15 protein-coding genes are annotated in these 16,918 nt (G+C 73.4%); 13 read left to right on the forward strand and 2 right to left on the reverse strand.

Annotated features, from left to right (window positions below):
* Window positions 1–117: 117 nt before the first annotated feature.
* Window positions 118–681 carry an ATP-binding protein gene (locus tag PAI11_RS26285; RefSeq protein ID WP_138974245.1) on the reverse strand — a complete coding sequence of 188 codons (564 nt, stop codon included), beginning with the start codon at window positions 679–681 and terminating at the stop codon, window positions 118–120.
* A 12-nt stretch (window positions 682–693) separates the two neighbouring features.
* On the opposite strand from PAI11_RS26285, the gene PAI11_RS26290 reads away from it, so the two are divergent.
* The gene (locus tag PAI11_RS26290) at window positions 694–1,392 is read left to right on the forward strand and encodes a hypothetical protein (protein WP_138974246.1); all 699 of its coding nucleotides are present in this window, start codon (window positions 694–696) and stop codon (window positions 1,390–1,392) included.
* Between the two features lie 47 nt (window positions 1,393–1,439).
* Window positions 1,440–2,489, forward strand: coding sequence for a DUF7064 domain-containing protein (locus PAI11_RS11200; protein WP_007574613.1), 1,050 nt, complete (start codon window positions 1,440–1,442; stop codon window positions 2,487–2,489).
* Here PAI11_RS11200 and PAI11_RS11205 read toward each other — a convergent pair.
* Complete coding sequence (locus tag PAI11_RS11205; RefSeq protein ID WP_138974247.1) at window positions 2,486–3,187, reverse strand: TetR/AcrR family transcriptional regulator; 702 nt, start codon at window positions 3,185–3,187, stop codon at window positions 2,486–2,488. The two genes, PAI11_RS11200 and PAI11_RS11205, sit on opposite strands and share 4 nt — an antisense overlap.
* Window positions 3,188–3,323: 136 nt before the next feature.
* Between PAI11_RS11205 and PAI11_RS11210 the strand changes: the two genes are divergently transcribed.
* The 11 genes from PAI11_RS11210 to PAI11_RS11260 all read left to right on the forward strand — a co-directional run bounded on the left by PAI11_RS11210 (window position 3,324) and on the right by PAI11_RS11260 (window position 16,916).
* Complete coding sequence (locus PAI11_RS11210; protein WP_007574617.1) at window positions 3,324–4,232, forward strand: hypothetical protein; 909 nt, start codon at window positions 3,324–3,326, stop codon at window positions 4,230–4,232.
* 150 nt (window positions 4,233–4,382) lie between these two features.
* Window positions 4,383–5,498, forward strand: coding sequence for a phosphotransferase family protein (locus tag PAI11_RS11215; RefSeq protein WP_007574620.1), 1,116 nt, complete (start codon window positions 4,383–4,385; stop codon window positions 5,496–5,498).
* The gene (locus PAI11_RS11220; protein ID WP_007574623.1) at window positions 5,495–6,478 is read left to right on the forward strand and encodes a DUF7065 domain-containing protein; all 984 of its coding nucleotides are present in this window, start codon (window positions 5,495–5,497) and stop codon (window positions 6,476–6,478) included. The genes PAI11_RS11215 and PAI11_RS11220 overlap by 4 nt, the downstream gene beginning before the upstream one ends.
* A gap of 84 nt (window positions 6,479–6,562) precedes the next feature.
* Window positions 6,563–8,203 (forward strand): phytoene desaturase family protein, encoded by a 1,641-nt coding sequence (locus PAI11_RS11225; protein ID WP_007574624.1) that lies wholly within the window; start codon window positions 6,563–6,565, stop codon window positions 8,201–8,203.
* Between the two features lie 262 nt (window positions 8,204–8,465).
* Window positions 8,466–9,326: an MlaE family ABC transporter permease gene (locus tag PAI11_RS11230; protein ID WP_170320718.1), complete on the forward strand. Its 861-nt coding sequence runs from the start codon at window positions 8,466–8,468 to the stop codon at window positions 9,324–9,326.
* A gap of 5 nt (window positions 9,327–9,331) precedes the next feature.
* The gene (locus tag PAI11_RS11235; RefSeq protein ID WP_007574629.1) at window positions 9,332–10,186 is read left to right on the forward strand and encodes an MlaE family ABC transporter permease; all 855 of its coding nucleotides are present in this window, start codon (window positions 9,332–9,334) and stop codon (window positions 10,184–10,186) included.
* Between the two features lie 2 nt (window positions 10,187–10,188).
* Window positions 10,189–11,565: an Mce/MlaD family protein gene (locus PAI11_RS27165; RefSeq protein WP_007574631.1), complete on the forward strand. Its 1,377-nt coding sequence runs from the start codon at window positions 10,189–10,191 to the stop codon at window positions 11,563–11,565.
* Window positions 11,562–12,905 carry an MlaD family protein gene (locus PAI11_RS11245; protein ID WP_040599932.1) on the forward strand — a complete coding sequence of 448 codons (1,344 nt, stop codon included), beginning with the start codon at window positions 11,562–11,564 and terminating at the stop codon, window positions 12,903–12,905. The genes PAI11_RS27165 and PAI11_RS11245 overlap by 4 nt, the downstream gene beginning before the upstream one ends.
* Window positions 12,902–14,245 (forward strand): MlaD family protein, encoded by a 1,344-nt coding sequence (locus PAI11_RS11250; RefSeq protein WP_040599933.1) that lies wholly within the window; start codon window positions 12,902–12,904, stop codon window positions 14,243–14,245. Before PAI11_RS11245 ends, PAI11_RS11250 begins: the two co-directional genes overlap by 4 nt.
* On the forward strand, window positions 14,242–15,606 hold the full coding sequence (locus PAI11_RS11255; RefSeq protein ID WP_040599934.1) for an MlaD family protein: 1,365 nt from the start codon (window positions 14,242–14,244) through the stop codon (window positions 15,604–15,606). The genes PAI11_RS11250 and PAI11_RS11255 overlap by 4 nt, the downstream gene beginning before the upstream one ends.
* Complete coding sequence (locus PAI11_RS11260) at window positions 15,603–16,916, forward strand: MlaD family protein (protein WP_007574635.1); 1,314 nt, start codon at window positions 15,603–15,605, stop codon at window positions 16,914–16,916. Before PAI11_RS11255 ends, PAI11_RS11260 begins: the two co-directional genes overlap by 4 nt.
* The last annotated feature ends 2 nt before the right edge of the window (window positions 16,917–16,918 follow it).

Consider the following 16,918-nt stretch of genomic DNA (forward strand, 5'->3'; position numbering starts at 1 on the left):
ACCCCACCGTCCTCACCAAGCCCTCCAAGTACGCCATCCGCACGCCGCGGAAGAGCGACTGATCCGCGAGCGGCGCGTCGGCCGTCATCGGCAACCGCGGCTGAGCGCGGCGACCGGTCAACGGCGCCGGATCCAGGTGGCGAGCAGCGGGTCCAGCAGCTGCGGCGGCCCGCCGGCCGTCCGCGCGACGTGCTGGGCGTCCTCGACCAGCCGCTCGACGGCGCGCTGCAGCGTCGACCGCGGGATCCCGTGCTCGCTGGCGAGGGCGGTCGATGTCGGCGGGATGCCGTCCGCCAGCGCGGCGCAGATCACCCGCTCGGAGCGGTGGAGCGAGCGCCAGACCGCGTCGCAGACGTCGGAGACCTCATCCAGCGCGACCCGCAGCGCCCGCTCGGCCGCATCGACGGCGGGTGCCCCGCGGTCGAGCAGGTCGTAGAGGTGGTGGGCGAGGAGCATCGTCCGTTGCGGGTGGCCGCCGGCGGCGCTGACGATCCGCGCGGTCGCCTCGGCGACGCCGGCCGCATCCGGGTCGGGCATCAGCGCGAGGACCTCGCGCACGGTCTCCTCGGCGGGCAGCGGCGGCAGGTCCAGCGGGCGTGCCTGCCCGAAGAAGGGACGCTGGCGGTCGGCGAACAGCATCCGCATCAGCGAGGGGGCGCTGCCGGCGAAGAGGTAGGCCACGCGATCTCGCTGGTGCTGCACGACCGAGCGCAGGAGCCCGTCGAGCCGGTCGTCGGCGGTCAGGAGATCCTGGAACTCGTCGATCGCGACGACGACCAGATCGCCGTGCTGCGCCAGTTCGGCCGGGAGCTCCATCAGGTCGCGGATCGCGGCGCGGCTCTGGTCGGCGCCGGGAGCGCTGCGGCCCGCTCGTGGCGCGACCTGCAGCTGGAGCCCTGTCGGGCCGATCGTCAGGCCGAGCCGAGCGAGGCGACCCTCGAGGATCCCGGGACCGATGCCGGGCAACTGGCGCAGGCCGTCGACGATGCGATCCGCGACGTCGCCGACGGTCGCGACCCGATCGAGGTCGATCAGGCACGCGTGATGGCCGGCCTGGCGCATCGCGTCGAGGTGCGCGCCCAGCAGCGTCGTCTTCCCGAACCGCCGGGGCGAGGCGAGCCGCACGGCGACGCGGTCCGCAGCGGCGCGCTGCAGGGCGTCGAGCTCCTCCCGGCGGTCGATCAGTCGCGCAGGATCGAGCGGACGCTGGTACTGGAAGGGGTTCACGCAGCGATAGTACGCCATTTGCGGCACATTGGTACGCATCATGCGTACATCGGCGGCGCACTGGGCGTACCGATACGCGGGCGGGCGCTGGATCGTCAGGCGCTCGCGAATTCGCTTGCCGTCACCCGGCCCTGCCTCTACAGTCTGTCCGGACAGAGTGATTGATGGGTGGGGCCGGGGTGCCGGCGCCGCTCGGAGACCAGGAGAGAGCCGTGCCGCACGCCATCCAGCCGCCCGAGACCGACCTGCTGCTGCCGCGCCCCGCGGGCGAGGCGTGGGACCCGCACACGATCCACACCCACTACTTCGGCTTCGCGGTGCCCGAGGCCGCGATCGGGGCGTTCCTCTACGTCCGCTACCAGCCGGCGTTCCCGCTCAGTCAGGGCGGGGTCTGCATCTTCCGCGGGACCGACAACGTCACGCCGATCGACATCGACCACCTCGACTACGAGATCACGATGCCGTGGCCGCAGGTCGACGGCTCGACGATCACGACCGCCAACGGGCTCCGGATCGAGTTCCTGGAGCCCGGCCGCCAGGCTCGCGTGACCTACGCCAGCAAGGACGGCCGGACCTCGATCGACGTCGTCCAGACCGCGATCTCGCCGCTGCTCGCGCGCGGGCACGTGGTCCCGGGGGAGGAGGCCCACCACGCCACCACCAAGCTCGAGCCGGGCGGCTCGGAGCAGTTCATGCACTGCGTCGGCGAGCTGGTCCTGGATGGCGAGCGGTTCGCCGTCGACTCGCTCTACCCCCGCGACCGCTCGTGGAGCCAGGTCCGGACCGAGGCCCAGGGCGGCCAGGCGCCGATCCCGCCCGTCGGCTGGTCGCCGATGTGCTTCGGCGAGGACCTGATCTTCAACCAGATCAGCTTCGAGTCGCCCGACGCCGATCCCGCCTGGGCCGGCCACTTCCAGATCCCCGAGGGCGCGCCGACCCACCACTTCGCGTGGGTCGTGCTCGACGGCGAGGTTCGCGAGATCACGCACGTGCGGCGCGAGGTCCTCGAGTACCACCCCGAGTCGTTCATGGCGATGCGGCAGCTGATCGAGGCCCGCGACGAGCAGGGCGCCGAGTACCGCTTCAGCGGCGAGGCGATCGCCGCGGCGACGCTGCCCGCGTGGCCGAACGCGTCGTTCCACGACAGCGTCTACCGCTGGGAGGACGAGCACGGCCGCGTCGCCCACTGCACCTACCAGGAGCTGTGGGCCGACCGCTACCAGCTGGCGATGAAGCGGCGGTTCCGGGGCGCCGCGGTCTAGGTCCGCGGCGGGCCGGCGGCGGATCCCTCCGCCGCTGGCCGCTCCATCGGCTCGAGCGGCTGGTTGCTGATCGCCCGCGCCTCGTCGCCGGGCACGCCCATCGAGCGCAGCACCGCCTCGGACGCCGCGATCTCGGCGTCGGGGCCCTGGTGGCCCTCGACGATCGACCGCATCAGCGCCAGCGCGCCGCCGACGACCGTCGCCAGCGTCACCTCGATGTCGGGGATCTCGAAGCGCCCGCTGGCGATCCCGCGCTCGAGCGCGATCCGCGCGAACGGGTAGGTGGCGGTGGCGAAGAGCACGTCGGCGTGGCTGAGGTTCACCAGCAGCTGCGCGAACGCCGGGTCGTCGTAGGCCAGCCGCACGAACCGGCGGTTGGCGACGGCGACCAGGATCGCCGGGTCGCTGTCCTCGGGGGCCTCGCCGACCAGCGCCTCGGCCAGCGCCTCGATGCTCTCCGAGACGATCGCCTCGACCAGCTCCTCCTTCGACTTGAAGTGGTTGTAGAAGGAGCCGAGGGCGACGTCGGCCGCCTCGGTGATCTCGCTGATCCGCAGGCCCGAGACCCCCTTCTCGGTGATCAGCTCGCGGCCGGCCTCGACCAGCCGCAGGCGCGTCTTCTCGCGGCGGCGGTCGCTGCGGGAGGCGGGCTTGGCCGTCGTGGCCGGGGCTTCGGGGTCAGCTGCTGCGCGTGACATCACGATGAAATGTAGCTCACTCTTGAAAGGTCTTTCATTTTTTGGTTAGAGTGCTCCCAGCGGACGCCGGAGGAGCGGCCGCGAGCGAGAGCGTACGCCCACGGCCCGCCTCGTCCCTGCCAGCCAGGAGGACCTTGTGACCCTGCCCGTCAACGTGCTCGCCGCCGCGGCCGTTCCCAAGCACCCGAGCACGGAGATGCCGTACACGCCGGAGGTCATCTTCACGATCTTCCTCGGCATCCCGGTCGCGATCGGCGTCTTCTTCGCGATCCGGCACCTGCTCACGGGCAAGGGGCCCCTGCTGCTGATGTGCCTGATCGGCGGCGGCGTCGCCTGCCTCTTCGAGCCGATCGTCGACGTCCTCGGCCTGGTCTACATCCGCGAGGGCGCGTCGACGACCACCTTCTACTCGATGGGCCGCGACTTCCCGCTGTTCATCAACTTCGTCTACATCTGGTACGTCGGCGGCCTGGCCTACCTGGCCTACCGGATCTTCTCCAACGGCGTCACGAAGAAGGGGCTCTTCGGCCTCTACGCGATGGACGTCTGCATCAACATCTTCCTCGAGAGCCCCGGCGTGCTGATGGGGGCCTACGAGTACTACGGGCCGCAGCCGCTGAACTTCTGGGGCCTGCCGCTCTGGTGGGTCTGCGTCAACCCGCTGATGCCGCTGATCGCCGGCGCGCTGATCTACCGGCTCAAGCCGTTCCTGCCGGGCTGGAAGATCGCGCTCGTCATCCCGATGATCCCGATGGCCGACGGGATGGCCAACGGCGCGCTGGCGTGGCCGATCTGGACGACGCTCAACTGGGACGCCTCGCTGGTCGTCACGCACGCCGCCTGGGTGGTCTCGTTCGGGCTCGCGCTGACGGCGGTCTGGATCCTCTCGTTCGTCGTCGCCCGGCCCGAGGAGGAGGTCACGATCACCTCCAAGCTGGGGATCATCAAGGCGGCGATCTTCGGGATCCCCGACGAGCCGTCGCCGGCGCCTCCGCGGGCCGGCGCCCAGGAGCCGGCCCCGGTCCCGGTCGGAGTCGCGTCGTGAGCCGGCCGCCGCTGCGCCGCCCCGGGCGGCCGGTCGCCCCGGCCGCCGCCCCGCACCACCACGTCGCCGGTCACGCGCCGGCGGCGCCCCGCCCGATCCCGTCGACGGCGTCCTGACGCGTCGCCACCCGGAACCCGAGGAGAGAGAACGATGGCCCTGAACAACACCACCGATCCGGCGGTCGCCGCCGGGAAGCTGACCACCTGGCTCGCCGGCAAGCTGCCCGACGCCGTCGACGTCGAGGTCACCGACCTCGTCGTCCCGCAGTCGAGCGGGCTGTCGAACGAGACGATCCTCTTCGACGGCGGCTGGACCGTCGACGGCGAGCGCCATCAGGAGCGCTTCGTCGCTCGCGTCGCCCCGGCCGGTGAGGGGGTCTTCCCGACCTACGACCTGGCCCGGGAGTTCCGCGTCCTGCGGGCGCTCGGCGAGCACAGCGACGTCCCGGTGCCGCGCGTCTGGTGGCTGGAGGAGGACCCGGCCGTGCTGGGGGCGACCTTCATCGTGATGTCGCGGGTCGACGGGCGCGTGCCCTCCGACGATCCGCCGTTCACCGCCGCCGGCTGGGTCCTCGACCTGGCGCCCGAGCAGCGCGCCAGCCTGCACGACAACGCGCTCCAAGCGCTCGCCGCGATCCACGCCGTCGACTGGCGCGCGATCGGCCTCGGCGACCTGGCGCCGGCCGCCGGCACCAGCGCTCTGGACCAGGACATCGCGACCTGGACGGCGACCTTCGAGTGGGCCGCCGCCGGCGATCGCAACCCGACCGTCGAGGCCGCCTACCGCTGGATCGACGAGCACCGCCCCGCGGAGGAGGGCGCGCCGGTCCTCAACTGGGGCGACGCCCGCGTCGGCAACGTGCTCTTCGGCGACGACCTCGCCGCCGCCGCCGTGCTCGACTGGGAGATGGTCACCGTCGGCCCGCGCGAGCTCGAGCTCGGCTGGTGGCTGTTCCTCCAGCGCCACCACACCGAGGGGATCGGCGCGCCGCTGCCGGAGGGCTGGCCGACCCGCGAGCAGGTGATCGCCCGCTACGAGCAGCTGACCGGCCACGAGGTCCGCGACATCGACTTCTACGAGGTCTGGGCCGCGACCCGCCTGTCGAGCATCATGCACCGCGCCGGCAACATGATGATCGCGGCCGGGATGCTGCCGCCCGACGCGCCGATGAAGCTGAACAACCCGGCCTCGCAGCTGCTGGCCAAGCTGATCGGCTTCGAGGCCCCGACCGGCGAGGCACAGAGCTTCATCGGGAACCGGGGATGAGCGGCTTCGTCCAGCACCCCGACGCCTCGGAGCTGCGGCAGCGTCCCGACGCCGCCGACGAGTGGTGGCAGGACAGCGTCTTCGTCACCTGGCACGCCGAGGAGGCGGGGATCGGCGGCACGATGCGGATCGGCCACGAGCCGAACCACGAGGGCGGGATCGCCGCCCTCTGGTTCGGGCTGGTGACGGCCGACGGCCAGCGCTACCGCCGCAACCTGACCGCGCCGCTGACCGACGCCGACCGGCTGGTGGACGGGTTCGGCGCGCTCGGCGGGCGTTACCGCCAGACCTTCGACGGCCGCGTCCGCCACCGCGTCAGCGACGACGACCTGGAGCTCGATCTCGAGGTCGAGGACTTCTACCCGCGGACCGACTTCTTCCCGTCCGACGCCGGCACGGTCAGCGACGACTTCGCCAGCGCGCACTTCGAGACGTCGGGTCGGATCACCGGCCACGTGCGGCTCGGCGAGCGCGACTACCAGGTCGACGGGCTCTGCCACCGCGACCACAGCTGGGGCACCCGCCGCTGGGACACGCTGCTGAACCACCGCTGGATCCCCGGCACCTTCGGGCCCGAGCTGTCGTTCGGCTCGATCGCCTGGCACGGGATCGACGGCTCGGTGCGCCAGTTCGGCTACCTCGTCCGCGACGGCGTGGTGACGCTGGCCGACGACGTCGACATCGCGGTCACCTTCGAGCCCGACGGCACGACCTACCGCGGCGGCAGCGCCGTCTGGACGATGCCCGACGGCGAGCGGTTCGCGATCGACTGCGCGCCCTACGACGCGACGATCTCGGAGCACCACGGAGTCGCGGTGGTCGACGCGATCTGCGCGCTCGAGCGCGACGGCAAGCGCGGCTTCTGCGACCTCGAGGTCTCGACCAACCCCCGCGGCGGCGCCGGGCCGATCACGGCCGCGCTGCGGGCCAACGTCACCGAGGGCCGCAGCCGGCGGGCGCAGGAGCCGCTGCCGGCCTGACCCCCCGGCCGCGCCCCCGCGCGGCCGCCCCGCGCCGCCCGCTCCGGCGGGCGGCGCTCACCCCGTCTACGACAAGGAACCCAGATGCACAAGCTCACCGGGAACGGCGGCGACCGGGCCGACGTGATCGTGGTCGGCGCCGGCCACAACGGCCTGACCGCCGCCTGCTACCTGCAGAAGGCCGGCCGCGACGTGCTGGTGCTCGAGGCGTCGCCGACCGTCGGCGGGATGCTCGGGACGAACTCGCTGTTCCCCGGCGCTCCCGGGCACGTCCACAACGAGGGCGGGATCCAGGCGTCGCTGTTCCGCGCGACCACGATCGAGGCCGACCTGAACCTGCGCCGCTACGGGTTCGAGCAGCTCGACGCCGACCCGTACCACGTGCACCTGGAGCCCGAGGGCGCGTCGCTGGCGTTCTGGCGCGACCCGCGGCGCACGGCCGAGGAGATGAAGCGCTTCTCGCGCCGCGACGCGGCCGCGTTCCTGGAGTTCGCCGCGCTGCTGGAGTCCGGGCTCGACCTGATGATGCCGCTGATGGTCGGCCACCCGACGCGCCCGAACCCGCGCACGCTGCTGCGCCAGCTGCCGGTCGCGGTCCGCAAGCGCAAGGACATCGGGGCGCTCGTGCGGTTCTTCGCCAGCGGCCACCGCGAGCTGATCGAGGAGCTGTTCGACCACCCGCTGGTGCGGGCGGCGATGGCCTCGATGCCGCCGTTCTGCTGGATGACCCAGGACGGCACCGGCTGGGCGCTGATCTACCTGGGCATCTGCCACCGGACCGGGTCGACCCGCTTCAAGGGCGGCAGCGGCGCGCTGCCCAAGGCGCTCCACGCCTGCCTGGAGGACCACGGCGGCCGGGTCCGGACCTCGGCGCCGGTCGCCGAGATCGTCGTCCGCGGCGGCGCGATCGCCGGCGTCCGGCTGGAGAGCGGGGAGCAGATCGACGCCCCCGTGGTGATGGCCTCCTGCAGCCCGAAGAAGACGCTCAACGAGCTGCTGCCGTCCGGCACGCTGCCCGAGCAGCTGGAGCGCCGGGCGGCCCAGATCCCGACCACCAGCACCGGCGCGGCCAACCTCAAGATCGACGTCGCGGTCTCCGGCCGGCTCTCGCTGCCGCGCCACGACGCCTGGCGCGAGGACGGGCTCGACCTGCGCCGCCCGATCGTCAGCTGGCACACCTACGAGGAGCACCTCGACGCCTGGGACGACGCGGTCGCGGGCCGCTGGCCGACGCGGATCCCGTTCATCGGGATCGCCCCGTCGGCGATCGACCCGACCCAGGCCCCGGACGGGCAGGACACGTTCTGGCTCTGGTCGGGGATCGTGCCGTCGAAGCCGGGCCAGCCGTGGGAGGAGGTCCGCGACGAGATCGGCCAGCGGGTGCTCGCCGACGCGGCGTCGTACTACGAGGGGCTCGACAGCCTCGAGATCGGCCGCCGCGTCTTCTGCGCGCCGGACCTGGAGGAGCGGTTCAACGTCCCCGACGGCAACGTCTACCACGTCGATCCGTTCATGCTGCGGTTCGGCCCGCTGCGGCCGGCGCCGGGGCTGGGCTCCTACGACACGCCGGTCCCGGGGCTCTTCCTGACCGGCGCCGGAACCCATCCGACCGGCGGGATCAGCGGGATCCCGGGCCAGCAGGCGGCCAAGCGGCTGCTGCGGCTGCAGCGGCGCGGCGAGGGCGTCGGGTCGCTGGTGCGGGCGCGGGTCGCGGCGACGCGCTGACCCACCGTCAACCGCCGGGAACGACAAGCCGTCCGGTCATTCGATCGAGCGGCGTATCCCGGCGCCCCGGAAGCTGCCGTCAGCGGCACGGAGGGCGCCGGAAACAGCCAGGTTCCAAAGGGATTTCGCGACGACTCCGGCGTTTCGCCGGAGTCGTCTTCGTGCCCAGACAAACCACCGTAAAATCACGCCCAGATGGGGGTGTAGTTCCCCCCGGATGGGCGTACCGCAGGCAGTGATGACGTGGGAGGGTACTCGCGCCTTGTCCAGCCCCGACGTCACTCCGGTGCGGCGCCCACGCCGCCGCGTCTCGACCGCGCTGATCGACACCTTCAGCGGGTCGTCGGTCTACGGCACGATCCGCGAGGCGGGCGAGATGGGCTCGCTCGGGTGGCGCGCCGTGCGGCTGGCGGTGACCCCGCCGTTCCCGTGGGTCCGCGACGCGGTCAGCGAGGGCTCGCGAGCGATCCGCCGCTGCCTGGTGCCGCTCTCGCTGTCGGTCTCGGCGTTCATGATCGGGTTCGCGATCATCGTCTTCGGCAACCTGCTCGGGTCGCTGGGGGCGACCGACCGCGAGGCCGGCGGCATGTGGGTCGCCTTCTCGCGCGAGGTCTGCGTCTGGATCACCACGATGATCTTCGCCGGCGTCGCCGGCAGCGCGATCACCGCCGACCTCGGCGCCCGCAAGATCCGCGAGGAGCTCGACGCGCTGGCGGTGCTCGGCGTCGACCGCTTCCGCTCGCTGGTCGTGCCGCGGGTCGTGGCGATGACGCTCGGCGCGCCGATCCTCGGGATGCTCGCGCTGCTCGTCAGCCAGGCGGTCAACTTCGCGGTCGCGCCCGGGCACCTGGGCCTGACCGACGAGGTCTTCGCCGACAACCTGGTCCTCAACGTGCTGCCGCTCGACCTCTACGCGTCGATCGTCAAGTACCTGCTGATCGGGTTCTTCGTCGGGGTCGTCAGCTGCCAGAAGGGGCTCTCCTGCGACGGCGGCGCCGAGGGCGTCGGCCGCGCGGTCAATCAGACCGTGGTCGTCTGCTTCCTCGGCATCTGGATCATCAACAGCCTCTTCAACCTCGGCTACCTGACGATCTTCCCCGAGACCGCGATCCTGCGCGGCTGATCCGGATGGCGACGACCGAGATCACGACGCCGCCCGGCGACGCGAAGCCGACGGCGGCGACGAAGCCCGAGCCGCGGCGCGAGGGCACGATCGTCGCCGGCCTGCGCGAGGCCGGCGAGCTGACCGAGTTCTACGGCCGGGCGATGGTCAGCCTGCCGGGGACGCTGCGCTACACGTCGGAGATCCTGCGCCAGACCGCGATCCTGATCCGCGGGACGACGGTGCTGATGTTCTTCCTCAGCGCGTTCCTCGGGATCAGCGTCGTCAACTTCGCGTTCTTCTTCCTGCGCTCGATCGGCGCGTCGGACTTCACCGGCGCCGCCACCGGCTTCGCGAACCCGCTGCTCGGCGCGACGCTGATGTTCGGCTACGTTTTCACGGCCAAGGTCTGCTGCGGGATGGTCGCCGAGCTGGGAGCGATGAAGATCCAGCAGGAGATCGACGCGCTCGACTCGACCGGCGTCGACCCGATGCGGTACGTGGTCGGGACCCGGCTGCTGGCGGTCCTGCTCTACATCCCGATCGGCGGCACGGTCGCCCTGCTGGGCGCCACCGCCGGGTCGTACTTCGTCGGCGTGGTCGTCCTCCAGGGCGTCGGCTCCGAGGCGTTCTTGCAGATCAACTGGGCGGTCCAGCCGCTGCAGGTCCAGGTCAACTCGCTGATCACGCAGGGCGCGATCGCGATGGTGACCTCGGTCGTCGCCTGCTTCTACGGCCTGCGCACGAAGGGCGGCCCGGCCGCCGTCGGCGACTCGGTCGCGCGCTCGCTGATCGCCAACCTCGTCCTCGTCCACCTGATCGCCGGCTTCCTGGTGGTCTTCTTCTACGGCACGGAGCTCCTGATGCCGATCGGCGGCTGACGGTGACGGCGAAGCTGCGAACGGCCCGGCGGATCGCGGCCGGCGCGCTGGCGCTGGCCGTGCTCGCGACGCTGGTGATCCTGCGCACCGGCGGCGACGAGCCCGGCAACACGCTGTGGGTGACGGTCCCCGACGCGACCAACGTGATCGCCGGCCAGGAGATCCGCGCCGCCGGCCGGCGGGTCGGCCGGATCGCCACCGCCGAGCCGGTCCGCGGCGGCCGCGCGGTGCGCCTGCAGCTGCAGATCGAGGACGCCGCCTGGCCGGTGCCCGCCGGCTCCCGGATCGACCTCCGCTGGGGCGGCACGATCTCGATCATCAACCGCTACCTGGCGCTGACCCGTCCGGCGCACGGCCGGCCGCTGCCCCAGGGCGGCAGCTTCCCGGCCCGCGACTTCCACGTCCCGGTCGAGCTCGACCAGCTGGTCGCGAGCTTCCCGGCCGGCGTCCGCGGCGACCTCAAGCAGTTCCTCGACGAGGGCGGGACGACGGCCGCCAAGGGCCAGGAGGGCCTCAAGCGCTCGCTCGACCGCGCGCCGGCGGCCGTCGACCGGGTCGCCGGGCTGATGGAGGACCTCGACCGCGACCCGGCCGGCCTCAGCGCGCTGGTGCGGACGACCGACAGCGTCGTCGACGCGGTCCACCGGGCCGATCCCGGGATCCAGCGGCTGGTGACCGGCGCGGCCACGACCCTCGACGCGCTCGGCGACGAGTCGGTCGACCTGGAGCGGACGCTGGCGCGGATGCCGGGGACGCTGGCCGCCGCCCGCGGGACCCTCGGGCGGGCCGACGCGACGCTCCGCTCGGCCGTCTCGGTGACCGACCGGATCGCCCCCGGCGTGACCGAGGTCCGCCGGATCACCCGCCCGCTCGACCGCGTCCTGCGGACCGTCGCCGACGTCGGCCCCGACGTCCGCCAGACCGTCTCGACCCTGCGGACCGCGGCCCCCGACCTGACGAAGCTGCTCGACCGCGGCCGCGAGGTGCTGCCGCAGGTCGAGTCGATCGGCAAGCAGGCCGTCGACGAGCTGCGTTGCATCCGGCCCTACACGCCCGACATCATCGCCTTCTTCACCAACTGGGGCGGGTTCCTGGCCAACTCCGACGGCAAGGACAAGTACCTGCGGGCGACGGTCCAGAACCTGCTGCCGGCGGAGACCAACGTCGACACCCGCGACTCGGCCCAGGCCAAGGCGCAGAACCCGGGCCTGGCCTACGCCTTCCCGCAGCCGCCCGGCCTCAGCGCCGACCAGCCGTGGTTCCTGCCCGAGTGCGGGATCGGTCCCGAGGTCATGGACCCGGCCAAGGACCCGGAGTCGCGCCTGCGCAACCCGCTGTCGAACATCCAGAACGTCCCCGACATGCGGTCCGGCCGATGAGCCGCGCACGCGTGATCGCGGCGGCGGTGCTGCTGCTCGTCCTGGTCCTGGCCGTCACCGCGGTGGCCAGCTCCGGCGACGACCAGCGGGGCGACTACCGCCTGCGGCTGCAGCTGGACAACGCGGCCGGGCTGCGCGACGGCTCGCAGGTCGTCAGCGGCGGCGTGCCGGTCGGCACCGTCTCGCTGCACCTCGGCCGCGGCGATCGCGTCGAGGCGGAGCTGAAGCTGGAGCGCAAGGCGGCCCCGGTCGCCAAGGACGCCCAGGTCGCGATCGCCGCCGTCAACCTGCTCGGCCAGAAGCGCGTCGAGCTGACGCGGGGGGAGGGCGGCGAGCCCGCGCCCTCCGGCTACCTGGTCCCGGCCCGCAACATCACCGTCTCGACCGACCTCGACCAGGTCCTCGCGACCCTCGACGACGACACCCGGACCCGGCTGTCGGTCCTGATCAACGAGGCCGGCGCCGCCTTCACCGGCCGCCGCGAGGACTTCAGCAAGGTCGTCGGCGAGCTGCCGGGATCGCTCGTCAGCGCCAAGCGGCTGCTCAACGAGCTGGTCGGCGACAACCGCGTGCTGGCCGACCTGGTGACCCGCAGCGACCGCTTCGTCGGCGCGCTCGCCGGCGACCGGCGCGAGCTCTCGCGGGTCGTCGACGTCGCCGGCCGCGCCGCCGAGTCGGTCGAGCAGCGGCGCGCGAGCCTGCAGCGGTCGCTGGCCGCCGCGCCGGCGACCCTGGCCGCGCTGCGGCGGTTCCTCGGCGAGCTGCGCACGACCACCGTGCCGCTCGGCCCCGCCGCCCGCGACATCACCGCGGTCGCCCCCGAGCTGCAGGCGACGCTCGACCGCGTCGAGGACTTCCGGAAGGCGGCCGACCCGGTCCTGCGCCGCGCCACCGCGGTCGCGCCCGACCTGACCCGCCTGGGCGACTCGGCGACGCCGGTGCTGACGCGGGCGATGCCGACGCTGAAGGCGCTGTCGGCGGTCGCGACGGCCCTGACGCCGGTCAGCGACACGCTGCTCCACAGCGCCAACAACCTGGTCGCGACGGTCGAGAACTGGGCCCGCGCGATCCAGTTCCGCGACGGCCTCTCGCACGTCTTCCGCGGCGAGGCGTCGGTCACGCTCAACACGCTGACCAGCGTGCTGGACCGCTTCGGCGCGCTGGCCGCGAAGCAGACCGGCGGCAGCACCGCGGTCCCGCTCGACCAGGAGCTGGAGGGCGGCGCCCGCGCGCGCCGCGGCACGACCCCGACCCCGACCTCGACCCCGACCTCGCGCTCCGATCGCTCGGCCGCCGCGCGCGCCGCGACCCGCGGGCTGGAGGCCCTGCTCGGACCATGACCCGTCCGTCGAACAGCGGCCGCCGCCCCGCGGTCCGTCGCCGCAACCCCGACGCGCCCCACCGCGTGCTGCTGCGCGGCGGGCTGGTGCTGGCGATCGCGGGCCTCCTGGCCTGGATCGCGCTCAGCGCCTACAACGGCGTGCCGGGGCGCTCCTACACCACGATCTACGTCTCGGCGCCCCAGATCGGCAACCTGCTGCCGCACGACGCGGTCCGGATCGGCGGCGTCCGCGTCGGCCAGGTCCAGCGGCGCGAGACCGCCCCCGACGGCGGCGCCCGGCTGGAGCTGCAGCTCGAGGACGGGATCCAGCTGCCGGCCGACACCCGGGTGCGGATCCGCGCCAACGGCCTGCTCGGCGCCCGCTACGTCCAGCTGCTGCCCGGTCGCAGCGACCGGATGCTGCGGGCCGACGCGACGATCCGCGGCGGCGACGACACGATCACCTACGGCGTGCCCGAGGCGCTGGACACCTTCGACCGCGAGACCCGCGGCGCGCTCGGCGTCACCGTCCGCGAGCTGGGCAAGGGCCTGGCCGGCCGCGGCCGCGACGTCAACCGGATGCTGCCGGCCTTCGGCGACGCCCAGCCCGGGTTCCAGCAGCTGGTCCGGACGGCGCTGGCGCGGCCCGGGGCGGTCTCCCGGCTGCTGCCCTCGCTCGACCGGCTGATGACCCCGCTCGACGAGTCCCGCGACGACGTCGTGGCGCTGCTGCGGCCGACCGGGGACGCGCTGATGCCGCTCGTCGATCGCCGTGACGCGCTCCAGCGGACGCTCGACCAGGCCCCGGCGACGCTGACCGCGGCCACCCACGGGCTGCAGCGCGGCACCCGCCTGCTGTCGGCCGCCCGCCGCCTGACCGTCGCCGCCCACGGCACCCTGCCGGACGCGCCCCGCGGCCTGCGGGCGACCACGGCGCTGCTGCGCGAGAGCCCGCGGCCGCTGCGCAAGGCCTCGATCCTGCTCGACGCCGCGAAGCCGGCCGTCCCGGCCGCGATCGACGTGACGACGGCCCTGAACCCGCTGCTGCCGCGACTCGACGGGGCGCTCGGCGACGCGCTGCCGATGGTCCGGCGGATCGGCCGCTACGGCTGCGACATCATCAACCTCGGGACGGTCTTCCGGAGCATGACCGGCTACGGCGGCATGGGCCAGGGGCCCGCCGGTCCGCCGATGGCCTTCCGCCTGCAGGCGATCATCTCGCCCGGGACCGAGTCGATCGGCGTCAGCGACCCGACCGGCTTCCTGATCAAGGACGGCTACCCGAAGCCGTGCAAGTACCTCGGGGGCACCTACCCCGCGATCTCGGTCCACGGTCTGCTGCGGAGGAAGGCCCGATGAGCGCGCCCGTCCAGTTCCTGCGGCGCAACCGCACCGTCGCGCTCGGCGCGACCACGATCGGGATCGTCGCGCTGCTGCTGCTGCTCGCCTTCTCGGGCACGCTCAACCGCCTGCAGCAGGGCGGGGGACGGGCCACGATCCGGGTCCAGCTGGCCGACGCGCAGCAGCTGCACGTCGGCAACAAGGTCCGGATCCAGGGCATCGACGTCGGCCGCGTCTCGAAGATCGAGCGCGACCCGGGCGCCCGCTCGGCGACGGCGTCGCTGGCGCTCGACGGCGACGCCGGGCCGGTCTACGCCGACGCCCGCGCCGCGATCCGCTTCAAGACGCTGCTGGGCGCGGCGTTCTTCGTCGACCTCGACCGCGGCAGCGCCTCGGCGGGCCCGCTCGGACCGGGCGGCATCCGCGCCTCGCACAGCTCCAACCAGGTCGAGCTGGAGCAGATCACCTCGATCGTCCAGAAGCGCTCGAAGACCGGGCTCCAGACGCTCGGCCACGAGCTGGCGACGACCTTCACCGACACCGACTCGCCGGGACGCGCGGTCGACCGCCTGGCCGACGTCTCGCCGTCGATCCGCCGCGGCATCAGCGCGCTGCGCGGCGTCGAGCCGGGCCGCGACCTGCCGGAGCTGGTCCGCAACGCCCGCAGCACCGTGCGCGCGCTCGACCAGTCGCCCGACGAGCTGCGGACGCTGGTCGCGGCCGGCGCGCGGACGCTCGAGACGGTCGCCGGCCGCCAGGCCGACCTGCGCTCGACGCTGGCCCGCGCGCCGGGCACGCTGCGGCAGACCGACGTCACGCTCGCCCGGCTGGACCGGACGCTGCGGACCGCCGACCCGCTGCTCGACGAGCTCCACCTCGGGGCCGGCGACGTCGCCCCGACCGTCCGCGCGCTGCGGCCGACCGTCGAGCGCGCCGACCGCCTGGTCCACCGGGCCGTGCCGCTGGTCCGCGCGCTGCGGCCGGCGTCGACCTCGCTGGCCCGGACCGCCCGCGACGGCGTCCCGCTGCTGAACCAGCTGCAGCCGAGCATCGACCGGGTCGACAAGACGATCCTGCCGTACCTCAACGAGGTCGACCCCGAGACGCAGCACACCGCCGCGCAGATGATCGGCCCGACGTTCGTCGGCGTCGGCTCGGGGGCGGCCGGCCAGGAGGACGGCAACGGCCGCTTCATCCGCTTCCCGCTCACGACCGGCAACAACTTCCTCTACCTGCCCTGCCAGCTGATGATCGGCAACCCCGACGCAAAGAAGCTCCTGGAGTGCCAGTCGCTGCAGGAGATCCTCAACCGGGTCCTGTCCTACGACCCGACCAAGCCGCCGGCCGGCTCGTCGGACAACCCGGGGACGGGACGATGATCGAGGTCCGGGACCGGATCAGCGGGCGGATCAACCGCGCCCGCCTGCAGCTGGAGGTCCGCCGCGCGGCGCGCCCGTCGCTGGTCGTGCTGCTCGGGATCGCGATCTTCATCGCCGCCGGCGGCTACATCGTCAGCCAGGTCAGCCGCACGCTGCTGGCCGACACCTACGAGGTCCGGATCGAGGTCCGGGACGCCCGCGGCGTGGTCGTCAACGCCGACGACGTCCGCTTCCGCGGGATCCCCGCCGGCAGCATCACCAAGGTCGAGATGGTCCACGACCAGCCCGTCCTGACCGCCCGGATCCAGAAGAAGTACGGGCGGATCTACCAGGACGCGCGGGCGATGCTGCGGCCGAACACCGCGCTGCAGGACATGTTCGTCGACATCGTCGACCGCGGGACGCCGGCCGCCGGCGTCGTCGACGGGCAGCGGCCGCTGCGGCGCGACCGGACGACGACCCCGGTCAACGTCGACGAGGTCCTGAACGTCTTCCAGGCCGACGAGCGGACCCGGATGGCGGCGCTGCTGGACAACCTCGGCAACGGCCTGGAGGATCGCGGCGCCCGTCTGCGGACCGCGTTCGCCGAGCTGGTGCCGGTGCTGCGGGTCGCGGGCGACATCACCCAGCAGCTGGCCGACCGCCGGCCGATGGTCCAGCGGCTGGTCCGCAACAGCTCGCTGCTGACCGCCGAGCTGGGCACCCGCGAGACCGAGCTGCGGCGCCTGATCCGCTCCGGCAGCAGCACGATGACGGCGCTCGCCGAGCGCTCCGCCGACCTCGACGCGGTCCTGCGCGGGCTGCCGCCGACGCTCGGCGACGTCGACACGTCGTTCGCGGCCCTGCGCGGCGTGCTCGGCGACGTCGACGGCGCGGTCCGCTCGCTGCGCCCGGTCGCCCGCCGGCTGCCCGGGTCGCTCGACGACCTGCGGCGGCTGAACGCGAGCGCGGCGCCGGCGGTGCGGGCGCTCGAGCGCCCGGTCGGGCGGCTGCTGCCGCTGGCCGACGCGCTGCCGCCGCTGTCGTCGGACGCCAGCGCCGCGGTCACCGCGCTGCGGCCCCAGGTGCCGGCGATCGAGCACACCGTCAAGGCCCTCGCCGGCTGCCGCAAGGGCGTCCAGGGCTTCTTCCAGTGGAACGCGTCGATGAGCAAGTTCGGCGACTCGCGCGGGTCGGTCCCGCGCGGCAACCTCGTCGTCGGCCTGAACACCAACGGGATCCTGCCGACGCCGTTCGAGTTCGCGCCCAAGGCCTGCACGCCCGGCGCCCCGATCCCCGGACGGCCGCCGACGGCCAAGGACGGCAGCTGACG

Origin of the sequence: Patulibacter medicamentivorans (assembly GCF_000240225.1) — a bacterium.
GTDB lineage: Bacteria > Actinomycetota > Thermoleophilia > Solirubrobacterales > Solirubrobacteraceae > Patulibacter > Patulibacter medicamentivorans.